Consider the following 20,792-nt stretch of genomic DNA (forward strand, 5'->3'; position numbering starts at 1 on the left):
TTCATGAGGGCCAGTCTATTTTGTTTTGATTGAACGTTCAATCAACAAAAAATAAGTTCTATGACAAGTCGTCGCTATTTGCCGGGGCGAGGACTTTGGGGGATGTCTTTATAACACTCGTCGGTTGGCCTGTAGGCCAAATGCAGCAGTTCAGGACCACCCAAACAAAAACGCCGCGATCGTCTCGCGGCGTTTTTGTGTGCGTGGCTTGTTTAGCCCAGGTTCTTGCCGAGCAGCGCGTGATACAGCTCGCTGTCGCCCAGGATCCCGACGACTTTCTGGTTATCGTGGAGCACCAGTTTGTTGCCGGTCTGGTAGCGGATTTGCAACGCGTCGCGCATGCCGATGTTGGAGTCCACCAGGGTCGGGCGGCGGTCGAGGCCTTCGACGGCTTGGCCCGGTGCCCAGTTTTGCAGGTCCAGGGCCGCTCCGTTCTGCCGGGCGCCCTTGATGGTGTTGCCTTCGGCCAGGTCGAGCCAGGAATCGCCGCCCGGGTCCAGGCACACCGAACCGTTGATGCGCTTGCAGTTGTCCAGCGTGCGCATCAGGCTGCGACCGCACAATACGTTGAGCGGGTTGGTATGGGCGACGAACGTACGCACATAGTCGTCCGCCGGGTTCAACACGATCTGTTCCGGCTTGCTGTACTGGATGATCCGGCCGTCTTTCATGATCGCAATACGGCTGCCCAGTTTGAGGGCTTCGTCCAGGTCATGGCTGACGAACACGATGGTCTTGCTCAGCTTGCGCTGCAGTTCCAGCAGTTCGTCTTGCAGGCCTTGGCGAATCAGCGGGTCGAGGGCCGAGAAGGGCTCGTCCATCAGCAGAATGTCGGCGTCCATCGCCAGGGCGCGGGCCAGGCCGACCCGTTGCTGCATGCCGCCGGACAGCTCGTCGGGCTTCTTGTTGCGCCACTGGGTCAGGCCGACCAACTCCAGCTTTTCATCCACCAGCTTCTTGCGTTCCTTCTCCGGGCGGCCCTGCATTTCCAGGCCGAAGCTGATGTTCTCGCGCACCGTCAGCCAAGGCATCAGGGCGAATTTCTGGAACACCATGGCGATGCGCTTGGTGCGCATCATCTTCAACTCGGCGGGGGTGCAGGAGGCGATGTCGATCTGTCGGCCTTCATGCTCGACGAACAGCTTGCCGCGACTCACCGTGTTCAAGCCGTTGATGCAGCGCAACAGGCTGGATTTGCCTGAACCGGACAGGCCCATCAGTACGCAGATCTCGCCTTTTTCGACGTCCAGGCTGGCCTTTTCCACACCGACGATTTGCCCGGTCTTCTTCAGGATTTCGTTGCGAGTCATGCCCTTGTCGAGCAGCTTGAGGGCTTCGCGTGGATCTTTGGAGAAGATCACGTCGACCTCTTCGAAGCGGATTATGCTCATGCGTCACCCCCTACTTTGGCGTCGGGTTGTTTGCAGATTCGGTCGAGCATGATCGCCAGCAATACGATCGCCAGCCCGGCTTCGAAGCCCAGGGCGATATCAGCGGTGTTCAGTGCGTTGACCACGGGTTTGCCCAGGCCATCGGCACCCACCAGCGCGGCGATCACCACCATCGACAACGACAGCATGATGCACTGGGTGATACCGGCGGCGATGCTCGGCATCGCATGGGGCAGTTCAATGCGCGACAGGAGCTGGCGACGGGAGCAGCCGAAGGCTTTGCCGGCGTCCATCAGTTCGTCCGGCACGTCGCGGATGCCCAGGTAGGTGAGGCGGATGGGCGCGGCAATCGCGAACACCACCGTGGAGATCAGGCCCGGGACCACACCCAGGCCGAAGAGGGTCAGGGTAGGAATGAGGTAGACGAAGGTCGGTACGGTCTGCATCAGATCGAGCACCGGACGCATCATGGTGTAGAACATCGGCTTGTGCGCGGCAACGATGCCCAGCGGCACGCCGATCAGAACGCAGACCAGGGTCGCGAACAGCACCTGGGCGAGGGTTTCCATGGTCTCCTGCCAGTAACCCAGGTTCAGGATCAGCAGGAAGGAGGCGACGACAAAAACGGTCAGGCCCCATTTGCGCTGGATGAAATGCGCCAGCAAGGCGATGAGGCCGATCAGGGCCAGGGGGTTGAACCAGGTCAGCGCAAACGTCACGCCGTGAATCATCGTTTCCAGAAACATCGCGATGGCGTCGAAAGTGTCGGCGCCGTTTTGCGTCAACCATTCGACAAAGCCCGCGATGTACTGGCCCAAGGGTATTTTCTGATCAATAAGCATGGTAGTGAACTTCCGCATGCAAGGAATAAACAGCCCGGGCGGGCGAACCCGTCCGGCATAAGCTTGTTACTGCGCGAGCTTGGCTTTCACGGCCTCCAGGCCAGGTTTGCCGTCAATGGTGGTGACGCCGGCGAGCCAGGTATCGAGCACCTGTGGGTTTTTCTTCAGCCACGCCTTGGCGGCGGCTTCAGGCTTCATCTTGTCGTCCAGCACGTTGCCCATCAGCGTGCTTTCCATGTCGAGGGTGAAGACCAGGTTTTTCAGCAGCTGGCCGACGTTGCCGCATTCCTGTACGTAGCCTTTGCGCGTGTTGGTGTAGATGGTTGCCTGGCCGAAGTTCGGCCCGAAGAATTCATCGCCACCGGTGAGGTACTTCATCTTGAAGCGGGTGTTCATCGGATGCGGTTCCCAGCCCAGGAACACCACGGCGGTGTTACGGCGCTGGGCGCGATCGACCTGCGACAGCATGCCGGCTTCGCTGGATTCGACAACTTTGAAGCCTGCGTCCTTGAGACCGAAGGCGTTCTTGTCGATCATGCTCTGGATCAGGCGGTTGCCGTCGTTGCCCGGCTCGATGCCGTAGATCTTGCCGTCCAGTTCCTTCTTGAACTTGGCGATGTCGGCGAAATCCTTCAAACCCTTTTCATACAGTTCTTCGGGAACGGCCAGGGTGTACTTGGCGTTCTCCAGGTTGGCGCGCACCGTTTCCACGGTACCGGCTTCGCGGTAGGCCTTGATGTCGTTTTCCATGGTTGGCATCCAATTGCCGAGGAACACGTCCATGTTCTTGCCATCGGCCAGGGACTTGTAGGTCACCGGTACGGAAATCATCGTGGTCTTGGTCTTGTAGCCGAGGGCGTCGAGGACGACGCTGGTGGTGGCGGTGGTCACGGTGATGTCGGTCCAGCCGACATCGGAGAAGTTGACGGTGCTGCATTGTGCGGGTTCTGCAGCGTTGGCCAGCATTGGAAGACTCAGCATGGCGGCCAACAACAACGGCGTGGAACCTTTCATGGGTGGACTCCTGGTGTTTTATCGGCAGTGTCCGGTCGGGACAACCGCGCTTTTTTGCTTTTTTTAAGTTGCGGTTGGTGGCGCGTGGGCACTCTTCGTGACACGCGGCCTTGCAAACGAGCCGTAACCGATCATGTACCAGTGCAAATCCAACGCCTACAGGGTGCGTCGTATCCAGTACAGGGAGGGTCGCATCCAGTGTCGGTGACGTCGTTTACAGATTTTTTCCGCCCTCGACTGGCTTCTGACACGCAAAAAAACGTCGCAAAACCTGGGCGACGGCGACGCGGCGTTGCTGGGCATGATTGCGTCGGTGTCAGACGTCGAAAGCCGATTCAAAAGCCGGATGATGCGGCCATCCCGGCGTTGAGCGTAGCAGCTGCGCCACTGGGCGCTCCCGCGCCTGGAGATGCGACCGTTCTGGAGATTCAAGGCAATGGCAATCAGCGTGTTCGACTTGTTCAAGATTGGTATCGGCCCGTCCAGTTCCCACACCGTGGGGCCCATGCGTGCGGCGGCGCTGTTTGTCGAAGCGCTTCGGGCCCGGTCGCTGCTGCATGAAGTGCGCCGGATCGAGGTGCAACTGTTCGGTTCGTTGTCGGCCACCGGCATCGGCCACGGCAGCGATACCGCCACGATCATGGGGTTGATGGGTGAATGGCCTGACTCGATCGATCCGTCGCAAATCGGCACGCGCATCGAGCTGCTGCGCGAAACCCAGACGCTGCTGCTCGACGGCCGCCTGCCGGTGCCTTTCATCTGGTCCCGCGACATGCGCCTGCTCGATGAGAACCTGCCGTTCCACCCCAATGCGATGACGCTGGTGGCGGAGGGCGACAACGGCGAGCTGCACCGCGATACCTATTATTCGGTCGGCGGCGGATTTGTCGTCGACCAGGCCCAGGCTTCCAGTGGCGTGGCGGACCTGGACGCCACCGAACTGCCTTACGACTTTTCCAGCGCCGAGGAATTGCTCGGGCTGTGCCGCACGCACAACCTGCGGGTGGCTGAATTGATGATGGCCAACGAGAAGGTCTGGCGCTCCGAAGAAGAGATTCGCAGCGGCCTGATGAAGCTCTGGCGGGCCATGCAGGATTGCGTCGAGCAGGGCCTCAAGCACGAAGGCATCCTGCCCGGCGGCCTGAATGTGCGGCGTCGTGCTGCCAAGTTGCACCGCAGCCTGCAAGAGTTGAACAAACCGAACGTGATCGGCTCGACCTTGAGCGCCATGGAATGGGTCAACCTGTTCGCCTTGGCGGTCAACGAGGAAAACGCCGCCGGTGGGCGCATGGTCACGGCGCCGACCAATGGTGCGGCGGGGATCATCCCGGCGGTACTGCATTACTTCATGAAATTCAGCGAGGCGGTCACCGACGCCAACGTCGTGGATTATTTCCTCAGCGCGGCGGCAGTGGGAATCCTGTGCAAGAAGAACGCGTCGATCTCCGGTGCCGAGGTTGGCTGCCAGGGTGAGGTCGGCTCGGCTTGCGCCATGGCGGCGGCGGGGCTGGCGGAGATCCTTGGCGCCACGCCTGAGCAATTGTGCAACGCGGCGGAAATCGGCTTGGAACACAACCTTGGCCTGACCTGCGACCCGGTAGGCGGCCTGGTCCAGGTGCCTTGCATCGAACGCAACGCCATTGCCGCAGTGAAAGCCATCAACGCCGCGCAAATGGCCCTTCGCGGTGACGGCCAGCATTTTATCTCGCTGGACCGGGTGATCCGTACCATGCGTGATACCGGCGCCGACATGCATGACAAATATAAAGAGACATCGCGCGGTGGCTTGGCGGTGAGTGCGGTGGAGTGTTGATCAGGTGTGGCGAGGGGAAAAAACTCCTCGCCACAAAAAATTGTAAAAATCGCTCGTAAAATGCACACCACCACAAAAACACGCCACGTTTTGGCGCGTCGCAAACAGACAAGGCGTGACTTATCGGTCACGCCTTTGTGTATCGCGCTACCGTCCGTCCCCGCGCTTGCGGTGACAACCGCCTCGAAGACGCCGCAGCCCAGTAACCACAAGTGCTACCGATCTGCTCACAGCCCACGGCGGTAGCCGTCTGCGCCATTGATGGCAGTTAGAACCCAGCCTCCATCGAAGCCTTGTCTAGACAGGCCGACATGTCGTTTTCAGGAGTTATTGAACACGCATTCAAATTTAGGCATGGCAATTGCTCTATCCCGATAAAGCCCCGTCTCACGCAAGAGAATGATGGGCAATAACAAGAGCCTCCGCCTGAGGCCATCACCCGCTTTGTGTGAGGAGATACCGCGATGACGACGTCCAACTCCGGGGCCCAACCCCAGAACCGTGCGCCTCAATCCATCGGCTTTTTGCTGCTGGACAATTTCACGCTGATTTCCCTGGCGTCCGCGGTGGAACCGCTACGCATGGCCAACCAGCTGTCCGGTCGCGAGTTGTATCGCTGGACCACCCTGACCGTCGATGGCGGCCAGGTATGGGCCAGCGACGGTTTGCAGATCACCCCGGACGCCTCCATGCACAAAGCGCCGGCCCTCGACACCGTTATCGTCTGTGGCGGCGTCGGCATCCAGCGTACGGTGACCCGCGAGCATGTCTCCTGGCTGCAAAGCCAGGCCCGTCAGTCCCGTCGCCTTGGCGCGGTCTGCACCGGCAGTTGGGCCCTGGCGTGCGCCGGCCTGCTGGACGGTTTCGATTGCAGCGTGCACTGGGAATGCCTGGCGGCGATGCAGGAAGCCTTTCCGCGGGTGTCGATGAGCACGCGCCTGTTCACCCTCGACCGCAACCGTTTCACCAGCTCCGGTGGCACCGCGCCGCTGGACATGATGCTGCATCTGATCAGCCGCGATCACGGTCGTGAACTGTCGGCGGCAATCTCCGAGATGTTTGTCTACGAGCGCATCCGCAACGAGCAGGATCACCAGCGCGTGCCGCTCAAGCACATGCTCGGCACCAACCAGCCTAAATTGCAGGAAATCGTCGCGCTGATGGAGGCCAACCTCGAAGAGCCGATCGACCTGGATGAACTGGCGGTGTACGTCGCCGTGTCCCGGCGTCAGCTGGAGCGGTTGTTCCAGAAATACCTGCACTGCTCGCCGTCGCGCTATTACCTCAAGCTGCGGCTGATTCGTGCGCGGCAGTTGCTCAAGCAGACGCCGATGTCGATCATCGAAGTGGCCTCGGTGTGCGGCTTCGTCTCGACCCCGCACTTCTCTAAATGCTACCGCGAGTATTTCGGCATTCCACCACGGGACGAGCGCGTCGGTTCCAATACCGCGCAGCAGGTGGCGATGATGCCGTTGCCGCAGGCCCTGGTGCTGTCGCCGTTGTCCGGCCCGCTGTCGGCGCTGAGCCAGGCCCGCAACGAGTCGACGTTTGCCAGTGTGAGGCTCTAAAACGGACTTTTATGGCGAGGGAGCAAGCTCCCCCGCCACAGGGTCAACTATGGGTCTGCTGGTATTGCGCCAATGCCGGCAACAGTTGCTGATCGATTGCCTGGCGCACCGCCGGCAGAATGGTCGCGCTGCTGGTGTACATGTCCTTGACCATCCTCCGCAATTCATTGGCGCGAGCCCTGTCCAGCCCCCGTACCGCGCATTCGCAGGCCTGCTCGGCGGTGGAGTTGCTGGGTATCTGCAGTCCCAAGGCCTTGAGCTGGCCCAGCAGGTCTTCCTGGTCGATCAAATCGGCGTACATCATGACGCTTTTCCTTGTTCAGGGATTGGGGTCGTGCCTGGATTCTGGTAGCCGTCCGAAGCGGCGGCAAGGGCAAATCGTCGATCTGTCATGAATGACTATGAGCGGGTCGTTTTCGGCTAACTCGCCCGGTCCGGGACTGGGCAAACTGGGTCCCAAGCTGAATCACGATGGTTTGGTCACCCTCGCGCAACAGCTCCTCCAGTAACGCTCCTGCCCCGATCCTGTCACGGCTTGATCGGGGATTTTTTTGTCTGGATGAATCGCTCTAGCGCTGCAACACCAGAATCCGCGACAACAACTCATCCCGATCCACATAGCACCCCTGGAAATGCCGTGCGCCGGAGTTCGGGTCGAACGCGTTGCGCGCATGAAGCGTGCGGCGGTTGTCGAAGCACCACAGCTGGCCGGGTTCGAGGCGCTGCACCAGGCGAAATCGCGGCTCGCGGGTCAGGGCGATGAAGCGGCGGTAGGCGCGGTAGAACCTGGGCATCTGTTCCACCGAGGTGTCGAACGGCCCGCGCAGGAAGTTCGCCATGCGGATTTCCGTGACTTGCCCCAGCGCATCCAGCGCGATGATCGGCGCCAGGCAGCGGTAGTCGCTGTGGCGATCCTTGTTGCGAAATTCCACCGGGATCTGGCAAAGCGCATCGAACGCTTCGCAATCCTCTTGGCGCAGTGCCTCGGCAATGGCAAAGCCGTCGACAAAGATACTCTCGCCGCCGTCGGCGTCGTTCACCAGGCAATGCAAGAACTGCAGGCCCGGCTGCAATTCCCGAGTCGGCAGGTCGCTGTGCAGCGGCAGGTTGAAAGCGGTGTAGGCGTTGCTGTCGGCATCGGCCTTGGACTGCACGTTGAACAGCACGCCGAAATTGCTCTCACGGATAAACGAAATGCGCTGGGCGATCTGTTTCAGCGAGCCGGGTTCGGTGGGCACGCCGCGTACTTGGGTCAGGCCGATGTCGCGCAGCGCCAGAAGCCATTGCAGCAACGCGTCGGTGTCCACCATCAGTGCCTGGTATTCGAACACCGGCAGTTTCAGGTCATGCTGCCACAGCTGGCGGCGCGGCTTGTTCGCCAGGCGTTCGGCCCTGGAATGGTCGTCATACGCATGGGCGCGCAACCAGCCCGGGTCGAACAGGCTTTGGTGGCCACCCTGCCAAACCACACACAGGTGGCCCGCATCGTCGATGCTGATTTCGCAGGGGCCCACGTCCTCCGGAACATCGACGATCTCCAGGACCTGCTCGCGGGTAACGCTGTAGACGCATTGCGGGCACGGGCAGTTGTCCCTTAGCCACTGATGGTGGAACGGGCTGACCCGGCCGTCGGCCCACGTGACCTGTACCCGGTCGGCCAAGGGGGTCGCAGCGGTCAATGCCTGGACAAGCGGATAGCGTCGGAAGTCGGCGACAGCGGCAGCGGTGTTCATGGCGATCTCCTGTTCGCGGTTTATCGGGCGGGGGGCAGGGCGATGACCCGACCGGTGTAGGTCGGTGTCGGCAGGTCGGCTTGGCTATCCAACAGGGTCTTGAGTCGGCCCAGGGTAAGTTCGGTGAAGGGCGTCGAGCGCGGGCCGGCCAGGTCGACATGCAGCAACATCTGTTCATTGCCGGCCAGCTCTTTATCACCGCCGGCCAGATGCAGGCTGTGGTAGAGATGCAAGCGTTTGGCGTCGTGGCCGATGATCTGCGTGTGCACCTCGACATCGGCGCCGAGCTTCACTTCGTGCAAGTAATTGAGGTGCAGTTCGAGGGTGAACAACGAGTGGCCGCTGGCTTCGCGGCTCTGGCTGTCGAGGCCGAGTCGGTCCATCAGCGCGTCGGTGGCGTAGCTGAAGATCAGCAGGTAGAAGGCATCGCGCAAATGGCCGTTGTAGTCGACCCATTCGGGGAGGATGCGGGTTTGGTAGGTGGTGAGGGCGGGCATGGCTGTCTCCGAGCATGATCGTTCCCACGCTCTGCGTGGGAACGCCTCTTGTGACGCTCTGCGTCACGCTTCATTCGGAACGGGGAGCGTCCCGGGCTGCATTCCCACGCAGAGCGTGGGAACGATCAGTTACTCGGCGAAGGCCATCCCATGCTTTTCTTTGGTGGTCTTCACCGCCTCCAGCACTGCCAGCAGGCAATCATCACGATAGCGTTCCAGGGCCGAAATGCTGTGGCTGCCCAATTGCTCGCTCGTGCCGTCCACCACATCGTCGATCAGCTTCTCGGTCAGCTCCGGCGCCGGCAGATAGGTCCAGGGCAGTTGCAACGCCGGGCCGAACTGGGCCATGAAATGGCGCATGCCGGCATCGCCGCCGGCCAGGGTGTAAGTCAGGAACGTGCCCATGAATGACCAGCGCAGGCCGGCGCCAAAACGGATGGCATCGTCGATTTCCCCGGTGGTGGCGACACCGTCGTTGATCAGGTGCAGGGCTTCGCGCCACAGCGCTTCGAGCAGCCGGTCGGCGATGAAGCCGGGGACTTCCTTGCGCACGTGCAATGGACGCATGCCGAGTGATTCATACACCCGCATCGCTGCTTGCACGGCTTCGGGCGCGGTGTTTTTGCCGCCGACCACTTCCACCAGCGGCAACAGATAAACCGGGTTGAACGGGTGCCCGACCACACAGCGGTCCGGGTGGGTGGCGTTCTCATAGAACTCGCTTGGCAGCAGTCCCGAGGTGCTAGAACCGATCAGCGCATTGGGTTTGGCCGCGGCGCTGATCTGGGCGTGCAGTTCGAGCTTGAGTTCCAGCCGCTCGGGGGCGCTTTCCTGGATGAAGTCGGCATCGCGCACGCATTCTTCGATGGTGGCGACGAAGCGCAACCGGCCCTGCGAGGCGCCGGCGACCAAGCCTTGTTTCTCAAGGGCGCCCCAAGCGTTGGCAACGCGTTTGCGCAAGGCGGCCTCGGCACCGGGCGCCGGGTCCCAGGCGACCACGTCCAGGCCATGGGCCAGGGCGCGGCTGACCCAGCCGCTGCCAATCACGCCGCTGCCCAGAGCAGCGAATGTCTTGATGTCAGTGATGAAGCGCATGGTGATTTCCTGAACAGATTTGGTAATTGAATGGCCTGGTCCTGCTTAGCCGCGCTGGACCAGGCCCATTTTCTTGCGGCCTTCAGCCGGGGTGAGGACGCGAGCCCCGAGGCGGCTGAGGATTTCGCCAGCGCGCTCCACCAGTTGACCGTTAGTGGCAAGCACGCCTTTGTCCAGCCAGAGGTTGTCTTCCAGCCCGACCCGCACGTTGCCGCCCAGCAATACCGCCTGGGCCGCCATCGGCATTTGCATGCGGCCAATGCCGAAACCGGCCCACACCGCGTCCGCCGGCAGGTTGTCGACCATGGCTTTCATGGTGGTGGTGTCGGCGGGCGCGCCCCACGGGATGCCCAGGCAGAGTTGGAACAACGGGTTGTCCAGCAGGCCTTCCTTGATCATCTGTTTGGCGAACCACAAGTGGCCGGTGTCGAAGATTTCCAGCTCGGCCTTCACGCCGAGCTCGGTGATGCGCTTGGCGCCGGCCCGCAGTTGCGCTGGGGTAGAAACGTAAATGGTGTCGCCGTCGCCGAAGTTCAGCGTGCCGCAATCCAGCGTGCAGATTTCCGGCAAGAGTTCTTCGACGTGAGCCAGGCGGGTCAGCGGGCCGACCAGGTCGGTGTTGGGGCCGAACTCCATCGGGTTTTCACCGCCGCCGATCTCCAGGTCGCCACCCATGCCGGCGGTGAGGTTGACGATGATGTCGACGTCCGCCTCACGGATGCGCTCCATCACTTCGCGGTACAGCGCGACGTCGCGACTGAACTTGCCGGTCTGTGGGTCGCGAACATGGCAGTGCACGACGGTCGCACCGGCTTTGGCAGCCTCGACGGCTGCCGCGGCGATCTGTTTTGGGGTGACCGGCACGTGAGGACTTTTGGCGGTCGTGTCGCCAGCACCGGTGAGTGCGCAGGTGATGATGACGTCGTGGTTCATGGTGCGGATTCCTTCAGGCGTAGTGAGTCACTGCGCAGCCTTTTGCTGCTGCGCAGAGGGAGATCGGTTGATCAGTTGCTGGTGAGTTTCAGATTGTCGGCGGCCGGCTTGCCGTCGAAGGTGGTCACGCCTTCGAGCCAGCGCTGCTTGTCTTTCGGGTGATCCTTGAGCCATTGCCGGGCCGATTCGAGGGGATCCTTGTGATCGAGCAGTGGTTGCATCATCCGGCTCTCGTCTTCGGCAGTGAAGGTCAGGTTGCTCAGCAGACGACCTATGTTCGGGCATTGCTCGGCGTAGTTCGGCGCGGTCACGGTCCAGACGGTGGCCATGCCTTCGTTCGGGCCGAGGGCGTCTTCGCTGCCGGTGAGGTAGGTCATCTGCACGTTGACGTTCATCGGGTGCGGCGCCCAGCCGAAGAACACCACGGCTTCCTTGCGCCGCACGGCGCGATCCACGGCGGCGAGCATGCCGGCCTCGCTGGACTCCACCAGCTGGAACTTGCCCAGGCCGAACTGGTTCTTGGCGATCATCGCCTTGATCTGGGTGTTGGCGCCGGAGCCGGGCTCGATGCCGTAGATCTTGCCGCCCAGCTCCTTCTCGAATTTGGCGATGTCGGAAAATGTCTTCAGGCCCTTATCGGCCAGGTAAGTTGGTACGGCCAGGGTGGCGCGGGCGTCCTTAAGGCTCGGTTGCTCCAGCACCTTGACCTGTTTGGCTTCGACGAACGGCGTGATGGTCTGGGTCATCAGCGGGTTCCAGTAGCCCAGGAACAGGTCCAGGCGCTGGTCGCGGATCCCGGCGAAAATGATCTGTTGGGAAGCGCTGGTCTGTTTGGTCTTGTAGCCGAGGCCGTCGAGCATCACCTGGGTCAAGGCGCTGGTGGCGATGACGTCGGTCCAGTTGACCACGCCCAGGCGCACGTTCTGGCACGCGGCGGGCTCGGCGGCGATGGCGGCCTGATTCACAAGGGAGGTGGCGCTGAGTGCAAGCACGCAAGCGCTGATCAGTCGTTTCATGTCGGGTTCCTCGGCAGTTTTTATTGTTATGGGGGTTCCGGTGTCTGTGCGCCGGTGGTGCCAAGTTACGCAGCCAGGGCCTGCTCAAAACGCACAGCGGCGACGTCCTCTTGCACTGCAGCGACCTGTCCTCTTGAAGGGACGTTGCAACTGGCGTATCAAGGTCCGCACGCTACCCGACCACCGAGCGCGCCATGTCCCAGGATTTCTACTTCTTGTTGATGCCGGGCTTTTCGGCCATCGGTTTCATCTCGGCCATCGAGCCGTTGCGGGTCGCCAACCGTTTTCGTGGCGAGCTGTATCGCTGGCACGTGTTGAGCGCCGATGGTGGGGCGGTTTTGGCGAGCAATGGCATGTCGGTCAACGCTGATGCCGCGCTGGAGCCGCTGAAGAAAGGCGCGACGCTGTGGGTCGTGGCGGGTTTTGAGCCGTTGAAGTTCGCCGGCCCGGTGCTGGAGCGCTGGTTGCATCGGTTGGACAGCGAAGGCGTGATCCTGGGCGGCATCGACACCGGCAGTGTGGTCCTGGCCGAGGCGGGACTGCTGGAAGGGCATCGTGTGACGCTGCATTGGGAAGCGATCGAGGCGTTCAAGGAGTCCTATCCGCAGCTCAGCGTGACCCAGGAACTGTTCGAAATCGACCGTCGCCGCATCACCTGCGCGGGCGGTACCGCGTCCATCGACCTGATGCTCGACCTGATCGGCCAGGCCCACGGTTCGGAGCTGGCGATCCAGGTCAGCGAGCAGTTCGTGCTCGGCCGCATCCGCCCGCGCAAAGACCACCAGCGCATGGAAATCGCCAACCGCTACGGCATTCGCAACAAGAAGCTGGTGCACGTCATCGGCGAGATGGAAACCCACAGTGAACCGCCCCTGAGTACCTTGGCCCTGGCCGAGTCGATCAACGTCACCCGGCGCCAGCTCGAACGCCTGTTCCGCCTGCACCTGAATGACACCCCGAGCAACTTCTACCTGCGCCTGCGCCTGGAAAAGGCCCGGCAACTGCTACGCCAGACCGACATGAGCGTGTTGGAAGTGAGCATCGCCTGCGGGTTTGAATCACCGTCGTATTTCACCCGCAGTTATCGGGCACGGTTCGCGCGGTGTCCGCGGGAGGATCGGCGGCGGCAGGGAGATGGGCGGGAGTTGGTTTGACAGGTATTTATACTCAATTATACTCGCGACTATAAATTATACCTGTCGCCATAATTGAGTATAAAACCATGTCCAAGCACCCCGGTTTTGTTTTCCGGCGCCCCGATCTGGCCCGCAATATTGTCGATGGGCTGGCCGGCGCCGGGATCCAGGATTACACCTCAGGCCTGTTTCTGGCCGCGCCAAGGCGTACCGGAAAAAGTACGTTCCTGCGCGAGGACTTGATTCCCGAATGCGAGACCCGTGGTTGGCTCACGGTCTACGTCGACCTCTGGGCAAACAAGGAGAAAGACCCTGCCGACCTGATCGCCTCGGCCATCGCCGGGGCACTGGTGCCTTATGAAAAGGGCATCCGCAAGCTCGCCAAATCCATGGGCATCGACAAACTCAGCTTCTTGCGCACGTTGTCCTGGGATTTCAGCCAGCCGCAACTGCCCGAGGGGGCGACGCTGACCCAAGCGCTGGAACTGTTGCACCGTGCCGCCGATAAAACCGTGGTGCTGGTGATCGACGAAGCCCAGCATGCGCTGACCACCGAGGCCGGGGTCAACGCGATGTTCGCCCTCAAGGCTGCCCGTGATCAGCTCAACCAGGGGCGTGAAGGGGATACCAGCGGTCTGCGGCTTGTGTTCACCGGCTCCAATCGCGACAAGCTCGCGCACTTGGTACTGAGCCGCAACCAACCGTTCTACGGGTCCAGCATCACGCCGTTCCCTTTGCTGGGCAAAGCCTTCACCCAAGCCTACACCTTCCATTTGAACGCACACCTGGCCCAGACCAACCAGTTCAACGCCGATGACCTCGACCAGGCTTTTGAGCTGGTGGGGCGCCGTCCCGAGATGTTGCGCAGCGTCATCGGAGAAATTGCCCTGGAACTGGGTGAGGCGAGCCATTTGGGTGAACTGCTGCGCAACAGCGCCGAAATGCTCCGCGCTGGTGTCTGGACCGAGTTCGAAAGCGCCTGGAACGCCCTGACGGTGCCGCAACGCGCGGTGTTGCAGGTCATGGCCGAACGCTCGCAGAACAACGAGCCCTTCGCGCCCTTCACTGACTCAACGTTGGAGGCGGTGGGCAAGGTGCTGAAAAACATGGGCAGCGAAGTCGTGCCCGGTACCCAGACCATCCAATCCTGCATCGACGCGCTGCGTGAAAAAGAGCTGGTGTGGAAGTCCAACCGCGGTGGTTATGCGCTGGAAGACAAGGCGTTTGCGGAGTGGTTGAAGGGGTATCGCAAGCAACAGAACTGATGCCAACCGGATGAGCTGTCGGGCAAAGAAGAACCTTTGGCGAGGGGAGTTATCCCCGTTGGGCTGCGCAGCAGCCCTAAATCTATCTGATACACCGAGTCGCCAGGTTTCAGGGCCGCTTCGCGCCCCAACGGGGATAAATCCCCTCGCCACAGTGATGGTGCTCGGTCAGGCATTGGTAGAAGAGAATTTACTTCTTCATCAACGCCGAGCAGGCTGCTTTATAGGCTTCATGCTGATACTTGTTCAGCGTTGCCGGCAGGGCGAAGTCGTGTTTCTTGCTCTGTGCATTAATGGTCTGCGGCGACAGCAGCGTCACCTCGCAACCTTCCAGCAATTGGAAAATCCCTTCGATCTTGAACGTGGTCGGCCCACCGGCGAACTCACCTTTCTTGCTGCGCTTCTTTATAGCGATGCGTTCGATGCCGTTGTCCGTCACGAACGCCCGCACTTGCGCAGCGAAAGCCTTGACGTTCGCGGCTTCGTCATCGTCGTCCAGGGCGATTTTCTTGGTGTTCAGTGGGACGTGGCTCAACGCCTGTTGATCCAGCGAGGCAACGGCGATGATCGCTTCGCTGCCTTTGATTTCGATGCCGCAGATGATCATGCTTGGCCTTGGATTCGGGAGGTCTGGAGAGCCAGTCTATCCGCCTTGATCAATTCATGCTCGCGCGCAGGTCCAGCATGATCTTGTCGAAATAGTCGACCCGGATGACCCCAAAGCGTGGGTACTCGAAATCCAGGATCACGTACAGCACGCAGACCATCACCGCTGCGTAACCGAGGCTGTGCAGCCAGTTGCGTTGCCGGGCGCCGGCCATGCCATAGCCGATCAGCAGGGCGCTGATCAGGGTCATGGTCACCAGCATCAGGTAAATGGTCAGGGGTGGGTGAGTTTCGTGGGCCACGGCGCGAGTGGTGGTGATATCGATCATCTCGTTCTGTGCCTGCAACACCGGGGTTCCCTGGGTTGGGGTGGGCATCTGTTGCAGGGCGGCGACGGTGCGTTTCCAGATGGTCTGTTGCAAGTCATTGGCCCGGTCATGGGCGGCTTCGTCGACTTCGTCTTCGCGCAGGTCGCGGTAGTACTCGATGCGGGCGTCGACATAGTTCCGGAATGCCTGGCGGATCTTGGGTTGTTCGCTGGCGGGCAGCAGGTCCAGGCGCAGCCAGGCCGTGCCCATGGCATTGGTTTCGGCAACGATCAGTGCGCGGCGCTGATCCAGGCGCGAAGCCGCGCCGGAAAAGGTAAAGGCAATCAGCAAGGCCAGCAGGCCAAACACCGCGCCTTCGATAGCCCCGATGCCCTGGCGGGCGCCGTCCGGGTCCTGGGCCAGGTGACGGTTGCCGACCCGACGACCGGCTTCGATGCCGAGCACGATGGCGATAAAGATGGCTAACCCATAAAAGGGCAGGGCGGTAAGAGAGTGCATACGAAAATCCCCTGATCGTCGTGTGTGACTCGTCTGTACAGCCCGGCTCGGACGGGTATGTAGCCAGTGTAGACGACGCTGCTGGTTTGTCGCTTTTGAGGTTTTACAGTTCCAGCTGATCGGCACGGATACCAAAAGCAGCGGCAATTTTTTCGCGGGTCGCCCTGCGCGGCTTGCCGACTGATTCCTGTTGGGCAAACGCCGGTTGGGAGATGCCCAGACGACGGGCAACCTCCTCCTGGGTCAAACTCAGATGTTCGCGCCAGGCGCGAATCGGTGTCGCACCGTCGACGATACGGCTGACTACCTCATGAGGGATCAGATCCGGTTCTAGTTTTTGCGCAACGTATTTCGCATACGGAATGACCACGAATGCCGGGTTCCCGTCTGCGTCGTTGATGATCTGGATGTCAGTAGGTTCGTTCATCGCGTTTCTTGACCTCTTGAATGCTGACGACCTTGATCGCCCCGTCCCAATCGAACATGACTCGATAGCTACCTACCCGGAGGCGGTACGCATAGCCATGGCCAACAAGTGCTTTGACATTCACCACGTCAGGCATCTGGGCGAGTGCCGTAACGGCGTCCCGAACCTGAACCTGATGGACGGAGTGCAATTTCAAAAGCTGCTTAACGGCTTTTCTGGTCCGTGGATAGTGTTCATGGAAGGATATAAGTCTTTTATAAGATTTGCGAATCTTGACTTATATCCCGTCCAGGGCCAACGCGTGAAAGGTGTCTGAATATTGCTTTCACTCCTGCCCAATCGACTCCAAAAACTCCGACCGGTCATCGCTCACTTGGGCCATGCAGTCGTTTTCGGCGATTTTGTAGGCTTCGCTGCCGGGTTTGGCCGGGAAGGCGGCGATGGCGCAGTCGGCGTCGCGCTGTTTTTGCCACAGTTGCTGGGCGGCCTTGACCTTGGTGGTGATGTCGTTGAGCTGGGCCTTGTCGCTGGCGTAGCGGGTTTGCAGGCGCTCAAGGAGGCTCTGCAGGTTTTCCCCCAGCAATTGTTCGGCGGCGGCTTTGCCGTAGGCCGAGCAGGCCAGGGTCTGGACGTCGTTTTCGACTTCGTCGCAGGGATTGGGCTCGGTGTCTTCGGTTGCGTGTGCCAGGGTGCTGATCAGTGCCAAAGCCAGGAAGATCGATTTCATCGCGTTGCCGCTCAAGTCCAGTGAAAACCAGTGATGCGGCGGATTCTGGCGCAAGCGCGGGGTAAAGAACAGACGGGCAGGGTGGGCCCGTTGTAACCCATTGTCGTGGATTGACGCTTTCGGCAATTCCCCTGTCGTTTTTGCACCGGGTCGCGACGGCCCTCAGGCATATGCTGGCCCCAAAGCGCCGGCACACGATTCGGCGCATGAATCGCCAACAAGGGGACTGCCTGATGAGCCCAGCCGAATTGCACGCCGACAGCATCGTTATCGACGGGCTGATCATTGCCAAGTGGAACCGCGACCTGTTCGAAGACATGCGCAAGGGCGGCCTGACCGCAGCCAACTGCACCGTGTCGGTGTGGGAAGGTTTCCAGGCCACCATCAATAACATCGTTGCCAGCCAGAAACTGATCCGCGAGAACAGCGACCTGGTGATCCCGGTGAAGACCACCGCCGACATCCGTCGCGCCAAGGAACAGGGCAAGACCGGCATCATCTTCGGCTTCCAGAACGCCCACGCCTTCGAAGACCAACTCGGCTACGTCGAGATCTTCAAGCAGCTCGGCGTCGGTGTGGTGCAGATGTGCTACAACACCCAGAACCTGGTGGGCACCGGCTGCTACGAGCGCGACGGCGGCCTGTCGGGCTTCGGTCGTGAAATCGTCGCCGAGATGAACCGCGTCGGCGTCATGTGCGACCTGTCCCACGTCGGTTCCAAGACCTCCGAAGAAGTCATCCTCGAATCGAAAAAGCCGGTGTGCTACTCCCACTGCCTGCCATCCGGCCTGAAAGAACACCCGCGCAACAAATCCGATGGAGAGCTGAAGTTCATTGCCGACCACGGTGGTTTCGTCGGCGTGACCATGTTCGCGCCGTTCCTGGCCAAGGGCATCGATTCGACCATCGACGACTACGCCGAAGCCATCGAATACACCATGAACATCGTCGGTGAAGACGCCATCGGCATCGGTACCGACTTCACCCAGGGCCACGGCCAGGATTTCTTCGAGATGCTGACCCACGACAAGGGCTACGCCCGTCGCCTGACCAGCTTCGGCAAGATCATCAACCCGCTGGGCATCCGCACCGTGGGCGAGTTCCCGAACCTCACCGAGACGCTGCTCAAGCGCGGTCACCCGGAGCGGGTGGTGCGCAAGATCATGGGCGAAAACTGGGTGAACGTGCTCAAAGACGTCTGGGGCGAATAAGCGCCGCCGCATTACTGAATCCTTTACCTGCGGCCACCCACGCCGCAGGCACATCACGAATTTCCGGAGTCAAGTTTTCATGGCCAAGATCGCCCCGCAACTGCCTATCGAAGTCGACAGCGAAACCGGTGTCTGGACGTCCGACGCCCTGCCGATGCTGTACGTACCGCGTCACTTCTTCGTCAACAACCACATGGGCATCGAGGAAGTGCTGGGCGCCGACGCCTACGCCGACATTCTCTACAAGGCCGGCTACAAGTCCGCCTGGCACTGGTGTGAAAAAGAAGCCGAATGCCACGGCCTGGAAGGCGTCGCGGTGTTCGAGCACTACATGAAGCGCTTGTCCCAACGTGGCTGGGGCCTGTTCAAGATCCAGGACATCGACCTGGACAAAGGCACCGCCAGCGTCAAGCTCGAACACTCGGCGTTCGTCTATGTGTATGGCAAGGTCGGGCGCAAGGTCGACTACATGTTCACCGGCTGGTTCGCCGGCGCCATGGACCAGATCCTCGCCGCTCGCGGCAGCCAGATCCGCACCGTGGCCGAACAGGTCTACGGCGGTTCCGAAGAAGGCCACGACGACGGCCTGTTCATCGTCAAGCCGTTGTAAGTCGAGGATCGCACCATGGCTTTTGAAGCAATGTTCCAGCCGATCCAGATCGGCAAGCTGACCATCCGCAACCGCGTGCTCAGCACCGCGCACGCCGAGGTCTACGCCACCGACGGCGGCATGACCACCGACCGGTATGTGAAGTACTACGAAGAGAAGGCCAAGGGCGGCATCGGCCTGGCGATCTGCGGTGGCTCGTCGGTGGTCGCCATCGACAGCCCGCAGGAATGGTGGAGCTCGGTGAACCTGTCCACCGACCGCATCATCCCGCACTTCCAGAACCTGGCCGACGCCATGCACAAGCATGGCGCCAAGATCATGATCCAGATTACCCACATGGGTCGTCGCTCGCGCTGGGACGGTTTCAACTGGCCGACCCTGATGTCGCCGTCCGGCGTGCGTGAGCCGGTGCACCGTGCCACCTGCAAGACCATCGAGCCGGAAGAAATCTGGCGGGTGATCGGCAACTATGCCAGCGCCGCCAAGCGCGCCAAGGCCGGAGGCCTGGACGGTGTCGAACTGTCCGCCGTGCACCAGCACATGATCGACCAGTTCTGGAGCCCGCGGGTCAACAAGCGGACCGACGAATGGGGCGGCAGCTTCGAAGGCCGCATGAAATTCGGCCTGGAAGTGTTGAAGGCCGTGCGTGCCGAAGTGGGCGACGATTTCTGCGTGGGCATGCGCCTGTGCGGTGACGAGTTCCACCCGGACGGCTTGTCCCACGAGGACATGAAGCAGATCGCCAAGTATTACGACGACACCGGCATGCTCGATTTCATCGGCGTGGTGGGCTCGGGTTGCGACACCCACAACACCCTGGCCAACGTTATCCCGAACATGAGTTATCCACCGGAGCCGTTCCTGCACCTGGCCGCCGGTATCAAGGAAGTAGTCAAGGTCCCGGTGCTGCATGCGCAGAACATCAAGGACCCGAACCAGGCCACGCGGATCCTGGAGGGCGGTTACGTCGACATGGTCGGCATGACCCGCGCCCACATCGCCGACCCGCACCTGATCGCCAAGATCAAGATGGGCCAGATCGACCAGATCAAGCAGTGCGTTGGTGCCAACTACTGCATCGACCGCCAGTACCAAGGGCTGGACGTGCTGTGCATCCAGAACGCCGCGACGTCCCGTGAATACATGGGTGTGCCGCACATCATCGAGAAGTCCACCGGGCCCAAGCGCAAAGTCGTGGTGGTCGGTGCCGGCCCGGCCGGGATGGAAGCGGCGCGTGTGGCCGCCGAACGTGGACACGATGTGACCCTGTTCGAGAAAAAGGAATTCATCGGCGGGCAGATCACCACCGCCTCGAAAGCCCCGCAACGGGACCAGATCGCCGGTATCACCCGCTGGTTCCAACTGGAACTGGCGCGGCTGAAAGTCGACCTGCGCCTGGGCGTGGCGGCGGATGCGCCGACCATCATGGACCTGCGTCCGGATGTGGTGGTGCTGGCCGTCGGCGGGCATCCATTCATCGAGCAGAACGAACACTGGGGCGCCGCCGAAGGGCTGGTGGTCAGCAGCTGGGACGTGCTCGACGGCAAGGTGGCGCCGGGCAAGAACGTGCTGGTCTACGACACCATCTGCGAGTTCACCGGCATGTCGGTGGCCGACTTCCTCGCCGACAAGGGCAGCCAGGTCGAGATCGTCACTGACGATATCAAGCCGGGCGTGGCCATTGGCGGGACGTCGTTCCCCACCTACTACCGCAGCATGTACCCCAAGGAAGTGATCATGACCGGGGACATGATGCTGGAGAAGGTCTACCGCGAAGGCGACAAGCTGGTGGCGGTGCTGGAGAACGAATACACCGGCGCCAAGGAAGAGCGCGTGGTGGACCAGGTGGTGGTGGAGAACGGCGTGCGGCCGGACGAAGAAATCTACTACGCGCTGAAGGAAGGTTCGCGCAACAAGGGCCAGATCGACGTCGAAGCCCTGTTCGCGATCAAGCCCCAGCCGTGCCTGGAGCAGAGCGGCGATGGCTACCTGCTGTTCCGCATCGGCGACTGCGTGGCCCAGCGTAATACTCACGCCGCCATCTATGACGCCCTGCGGTTGTGCAAGGATTTTTAAGTCGT

The 20,792-nt window shown here is 61.2% G+C and carries 20 protein-coding genes and 1 pseudogene; 7 read left to right on the forward strand and 14 right to left on the reverse strand.

Annotation, left to right across the window (positions count from 1 at the left end):
* Nucleotides 1-212: 212 nt before the first annotated feature.
* The 3 genes from choV to HU742_RS01440 form a co-directional block, all read right to left on the reverse strand.
* The gene (choV, locus tag HU742_RS01430; RefSeq protein WP_186634270.1) at nucleotides 213-1,391 is read right to left on the reverse strand and encodes a choline ABC transporter ATP-binding protein; all 1,179 of its coding nucleotides are present in this window, start codon (nucleotides 1,389-1,391) and stop codon (nucleotides 213-215) included.
* Nucleotides 1,388-2,233, reverse strand: a complete 846-nt coding sequence (gene choW, locus HU742_RS01435; protein WP_186634273.1) for a choline ABC transporter permease subunit — start codon at nucleotides 2,231-2,233, stop codon at nucleotides 1,388-1,390. The genes choV and choW overlap by 4 nt, the downstream gene beginning before the upstream one ends.
* A gap of 66 nt (nucleotides 2,234-2,299) precedes the next feature.
* The gene (locus HU742_RS01440; protein WP_186634275.1) at nucleotides 2,300-3,247 is read right to left on the reverse strand and encodes a choline ABC transporter substrate-binding protein; all 948 of its coding nucleotides are present in this window, start codon (nucleotides 3,245-3,247) and stop codon (nucleotides 2,300-2,302) included.
* A gap of 436 nt (nucleotides 3,248-3,683) precedes the next feature.
* Here HU742_RS01440 and HU742_RS01445 point away from each other — a divergent pair, with 436 nt between their 5' ends.
* Together HU742_RS01445 and gbdR are read left to right on the forward strand one after the other, a co-directional pair.
* Nucleotides 3,684-5,060 carry an L-serine ammonia-lyase gene (locus HU742_RS01445; protein ID WP_186643485.1) on the forward strand — a complete coding sequence of 459 codons (1,377 nt, stop codon included), beginning with the start codon at nucleotides 3,684-3,686 and terminating at the stop codon, nucleotides 5,058-5,060.
* Nucleotides 5,061-5,524: 464 nt separating this feature from the next.
* A complete protein-coding gene (gbdR, locus tag HU742_RS01450; RefSeq protein WP_186612949.1) occupies nucleotides 5,525-6,628 on the forward strand; it encodes a choline metabolism transcriptional regulator GbdR in 1,104 nt (367 codons plus the stop codon).
* Between the two features lie 43 nt (nucleotides 6,629-6,671).
* Here gbdR and HU742_RS01455 read toward each other — a convergent pair whose 3' ends face one another.
* From HU742_RS01455 to choX, 6 genes are all read right to left on the reverse strand, one after another.
* Nucleotides 6,672-6,932 (reverse strand): hypothetical protein, encoded by a 261-nt coding sequence (locus HU742_RS01455; RefSeq protein WP_186634281.1) that lies wholly within the window; start codon nucleotides 6,930-6,932, stop codon nucleotides 6,672-6,674.
* A gap of 265 nt (nucleotides 6,933-7,197) precedes the next feature.
* Nucleotides 7,198-8,361, reverse strand: coding sequence for a gamma-butyrobetaine dioxygenase (locus HU742_RS01460; RefSeq protein ID WP_186643486.1), 1,164 nt, complete (start codon nucleotides 8,359-8,361; stop codon nucleotides 7,198-7,200).
* Between the two features lie 20 nt (nucleotides 8,362-8,381).
* Nucleotides 8,382-8,858 carry a thioesterase family protein gene (locus tag HU742_RS01465; protein WP_186634287.1) on the reverse strand — a complete coding sequence of 159 codons (477 nt, stop codon included), beginning with the start codon at nucleotides 8,856-8,858 and terminating at the stop codon, nucleotides 8,382-8,384.
* Between the two features lie 129 nt (nucleotides 8,859-8,987).
* On the reverse strand, nucleotides 8,988-9,953 hold the full coding sequence (locus tag HU742_RS01470) for an L-carnitine dehydrogenase (protein ID WP_186634290.1): 966 nt from the start codon (nucleotides 9,951-9,953) through the stop codon (nucleotides 8,988-8,990).
* A 45-nt stretch (nucleotides 9,954-9,998) separates the two neighbouring features.
* Nucleotides 9,999-10,886 carry a 3-dehydrocarnitine:acetyl-CoA trimethylamine transferase CdhC gene (gene cdhC, locus HU742_RS01475; RefSeq protein WP_186634293.1) on the reverse strand — a complete coding sequence of 296 codons (888 nt, stop codon included), beginning with the start codon at nucleotides 10,884-10,886 and terminating at the stop codon, nucleotides 9,999-10,001.
* Between the two features lie 71 nt (nucleotides 10,887-10,957).
* Nucleotides 10,958-11,902 carry a choline ABC transporter substrate-binding protein gene (choX, locus tag HU742_RS01480; RefSeq protein ID WP_186643487.1) on the reverse strand — a complete coding sequence of 315 codons (945 nt, stop codon included), beginning with the start codon at nucleotides 11,900-11,902 and terminating at the stop codon, nucleotides 10,958-10,960.
* Nucleotides 11,903-12,096: 194 nt separating this feature from the next.
* Here choX and HU742_RS01485 point away from each other — a divergent pair, with 194 nt between their 5' ends.
* Nucleotides 12,097-13,056, forward strand: coding sequence for a GlxA family transcriptional regulator (locus tag HU742_RS01485; protein ID WP_186634299.1), 960 nt, complete (start codon nucleotides 12,097-12,099; stop codon nucleotides 13,054-13,056).
* A gap of 68 nt (nucleotides 13,057-13,124) precedes the next feature.
* The gene (locus tag HU742_RS01490; protein WP_186634302.1) at nucleotides 13,125-14,303 is read left to right on the forward strand and encodes an AAA family ATPase; all 1,179 of its coding nucleotides are present in this window, start codon (nucleotides 13,125-13,127) and stop codon (nucleotides 14,301-14,303) included.
* 190 nt (nucleotides 14,304-14,493) lie between these two features.
* Here the strand turns inward: HU742_RS01490 and HU742_RS01495 are convergent, their stop codons facing one another.
* From HU742_RS01495 to HU742_RS01515, 5 genes and pseudogenes are all read right to left on the reverse strand, one after another.
* Nucleotides 14,494-14,910 (reverse strand): DUF3010 family protein, encoded by a 417-nt coding sequence (locus tag HU742_RS01495; RefSeq protein ID WP_186634305.1) that lies wholly within the window; start codon nucleotides 14,908-14,910, stop codon nucleotides 14,494-14,496.
* A gap of 49 nt (nucleotides 14,911-14,959) precedes the next feature.
* Complete coding sequence (locus tag HU742_RS01500; RefSeq protein WP_186643488.1) at nucleotides 14,960-15,736, reverse strand: bestrophin-like domain; 777 nt, start codon at nucleotides 15,734-15,736, stop codon at nucleotides 14,960-14,962.
* A 103-nt stretch (nucleotides 15,737-15,839) separates the two neighbouring features.
* Nucleotides 15,840-16,163, reverse strand: a complete 324-nt coding sequence (locus HU742_RS01505; RefSeq protein ID WP_186634311.1) for a helix-turn-helix domain-containing protein — start codon at nucleotides 16,161-16,163, stop codon at nucleotides 15,840-15,842.
* Nucleotides 16,147-16,400 (reverse strand): annotated as a pseudogene (locus HU742_RS01510) (type II toxin-antitoxin system RelE family toxin). Before HU742_RS01510 ends, HU742_RS01505 begins: the two are co-directional and overlap by 17 nt.
* Before the next feature lie 88 nt (nucleotides 16,401-16,488).
* Entirely contained in the window at nucleotides 16,489-16,890 is a 402-nt protein-coding gene (locus HU742_RS01515; RefSeq protein WP_186643542.1) for a lysozyme inhibitor LprI family protein, read from the reverse strand.
* 233 nt (nucleotides 16,891-17,123) lie between these two features.
* On the opposite strand from HU742_RS01515, the gene HU742_RS01520 reads away from it, so the two are divergent.
* The 3 genes from HU742_RS01520 to dgcA all read left to right on the forward strand — a co-directional run bounded on the left by HU742_RS01520 (nucleotide 17,124) and on the right by dgcA (nucleotide 20,787).
* Nucleotides 17,124-18,101, forward strand: a complete 978-nt coding sequence (locus tag HU742_RS01520; protein WP_186643543.1) for a dipeptidase — start codon at nucleotides 17,124-17,126, stop codon at nucleotides 18,099-18,101.
* Nucleotides 18,102-18,180: 79 nt separating this feature from the next.
* Nucleotides 18,181-18,711 (forward strand): 4-vinyl reductase, encoded by a 531-nt coding sequence (locus tag HU742_RS01525; RefSeq protein ID WP_186634317.1) that lies wholly within the window; start codon nucleotides 18,181-18,183, stop codon nucleotides 18,709-18,711.
* A gap of 15 nt (nucleotides 18,712-18,726) precedes the next feature.
* On the forward strand, nucleotides 18,727-20,787 hold the full coding sequence (dgcA, locus tag HU742_RS01530; RefSeq protein WP_186634320.1) for a dimethylglycine demethylation protein DgcA: 2,061 nt from the start codon (nucleotides 18,727-18,729) through the stop codon (nucleotides 20,785-20,787).
* The last annotated feature ends 5 nt before the right edge of the window (nucleotides 20,788-20,792 follow it).

This window comes from Pseudomonas marvdashtae (assembly GCF_014268655.2).
Taxonomy (GTDB): Bacteria; Pseudomonadota; Gammaproteobacteria; order Pseudomonadales; family Pseudomonadaceae; genus Aquipseudomonas; species Aquipseudomonas marvdashtae.

Excerpts from the sequence above, each read along its gene's own strand:
- HU742_RS01455 (WP_186634281.1), bottom strand. The coding sequence starts at position 6,932 with ATGATGTACGCCGATTTGATCGACCAGGAAGACCTGCTGGGCCAGCTC.
- HU742_RS01460 (WP_186643486.1), bottom strand. The coding sequence starts at position 8,361 with ATGAACACCGCTGCCGCTGTCGCCGACTTCCGACGCTATCCGCTTGTC.
- gbdR (WP_186612949.1), top strand. The coding sequence starts at position 5,525 with ATGACGACGTCCAACTCCGGGGCCCAACCCCAGAACCGTGCGCCTCAA.
- cdhC (WP_186634293.1), bottom strand. The coding sequence starts at position 10,886 with ATGAACCACGACGTCATCATCACCTGCGCACTCACCGGTGCTGGCGAC.
- HU742_RS01505 (WP_186634311.1), bottom strand. The coding sequence starts at position 16,163 with ATGAACGAACCTACTGACATCCAGATCATCAACGACGCAGACGGGAAC.
- HU742_RS01470 (WP_186634290.1), bottom strand. The coding sequence starts at position 9,953 with ATGCGCTTCATCACTGACATCAAGACATTCGCTGCTCTGGGCAGCGGC.
- choW (WP_186634273.1), bottom strand. The coding sequence starts at position 2,233 with ATGCTTATTGATCAGAAAATACCCTTGGGCCAGTACATCGCGGGCTTT.
- HU742_RS01495 (WP_186634305.1), bottom strand. The coding sequence starts at position 14,910 with ATGATCATCTGCGGCATCGAAATCAAAGGCAGCGAAGCGATCATCGCC.
- HU742_RS01515 (WP_186643542.1), bottom strand. The coding sequence starts at position 16,890 with ATGAAATCGATCTTCCTGGCTTTGGCACTGATCAGCACCCTGGCACAC.
- HU742_RS01445 (WP_186643485.1), top strand. The coding sequence starts at position 3,684 with ATGGCAATCAGCGTGTTCGACTTGTTCAAGATTGGTATCGGCCCGTCC.
- choX (WP_186643487.1), bottom strand. The coding sequence starts at position 11,902 with ATGAAACGACTGATCAGCGCTTGCGTGCTTGCACTCAGCGCCACCTCC.
- HU742_RS01525 (WP_186634317.1), top strand. The coding sequence starts at position 18,181 with ATGGCCAAGATCGCCCCGCAACTGCCTATCGAAGTCGACAGCGAAACC.
- HU742_RS01440 (WP_186634275.1), bottom strand. The coding sequence starts at position 3,247 with ATGAAAGGTTCCACGCCGTTGTTGTTGGCCGCCATGCTGAGTCTTCCA.
- HU742_RS01500 (WP_186643488.1), bottom strand. The coding sequence starts at position 15,736 with ATGCACTCTCTTACCGCCCTGCCCTTTTATGGGTTAGCCATCTTTATC.
- HU742_RS01520 (WP_186643543.1), top strand. The coding sequence starts at position 17,124 with ATGAGCCCAGCCGAATTGCACGCCGACAGCATCGTTATCGACGGGCTG.
- choV (WP_186634270.1), bottom strand. The coding sequence starts at position 1,391 with ATGAGCATAATCCGCTTCGAAGAGGTCGACGTGATCTTCTCCAAAGAT.
- HU742_RS01465 (WP_186634287.1), bottom strand. The coding sequence starts at position 8,858 with ATGCCCGCCCTCACCACCTACCAAACCCGCATCCTCCCCGAATGGGTC.
- HU742_RS01485 (WP_186634299.1), top strand. The coding sequence starts at position 12,097 with ATGTCCCAGGATTTCTACTTCTTGTTGATGCCGGGCTTTTCGGCCATC.
- dgcA (WP_186634320.1), top strand. The coding sequence starts at position 18,727 with ATGGCTTTTGAAGCAATGTTCCAGCCGATCCAGATCGGCAAGCTGACC.
- HU742_RS01490 (WP_186634302.1), top strand. The coding sequence starts at position 13,125 with ATGTCCAAGCACCCCGGTTTTGTTTTCCGGCGCCCCGATCTGGCCCGC.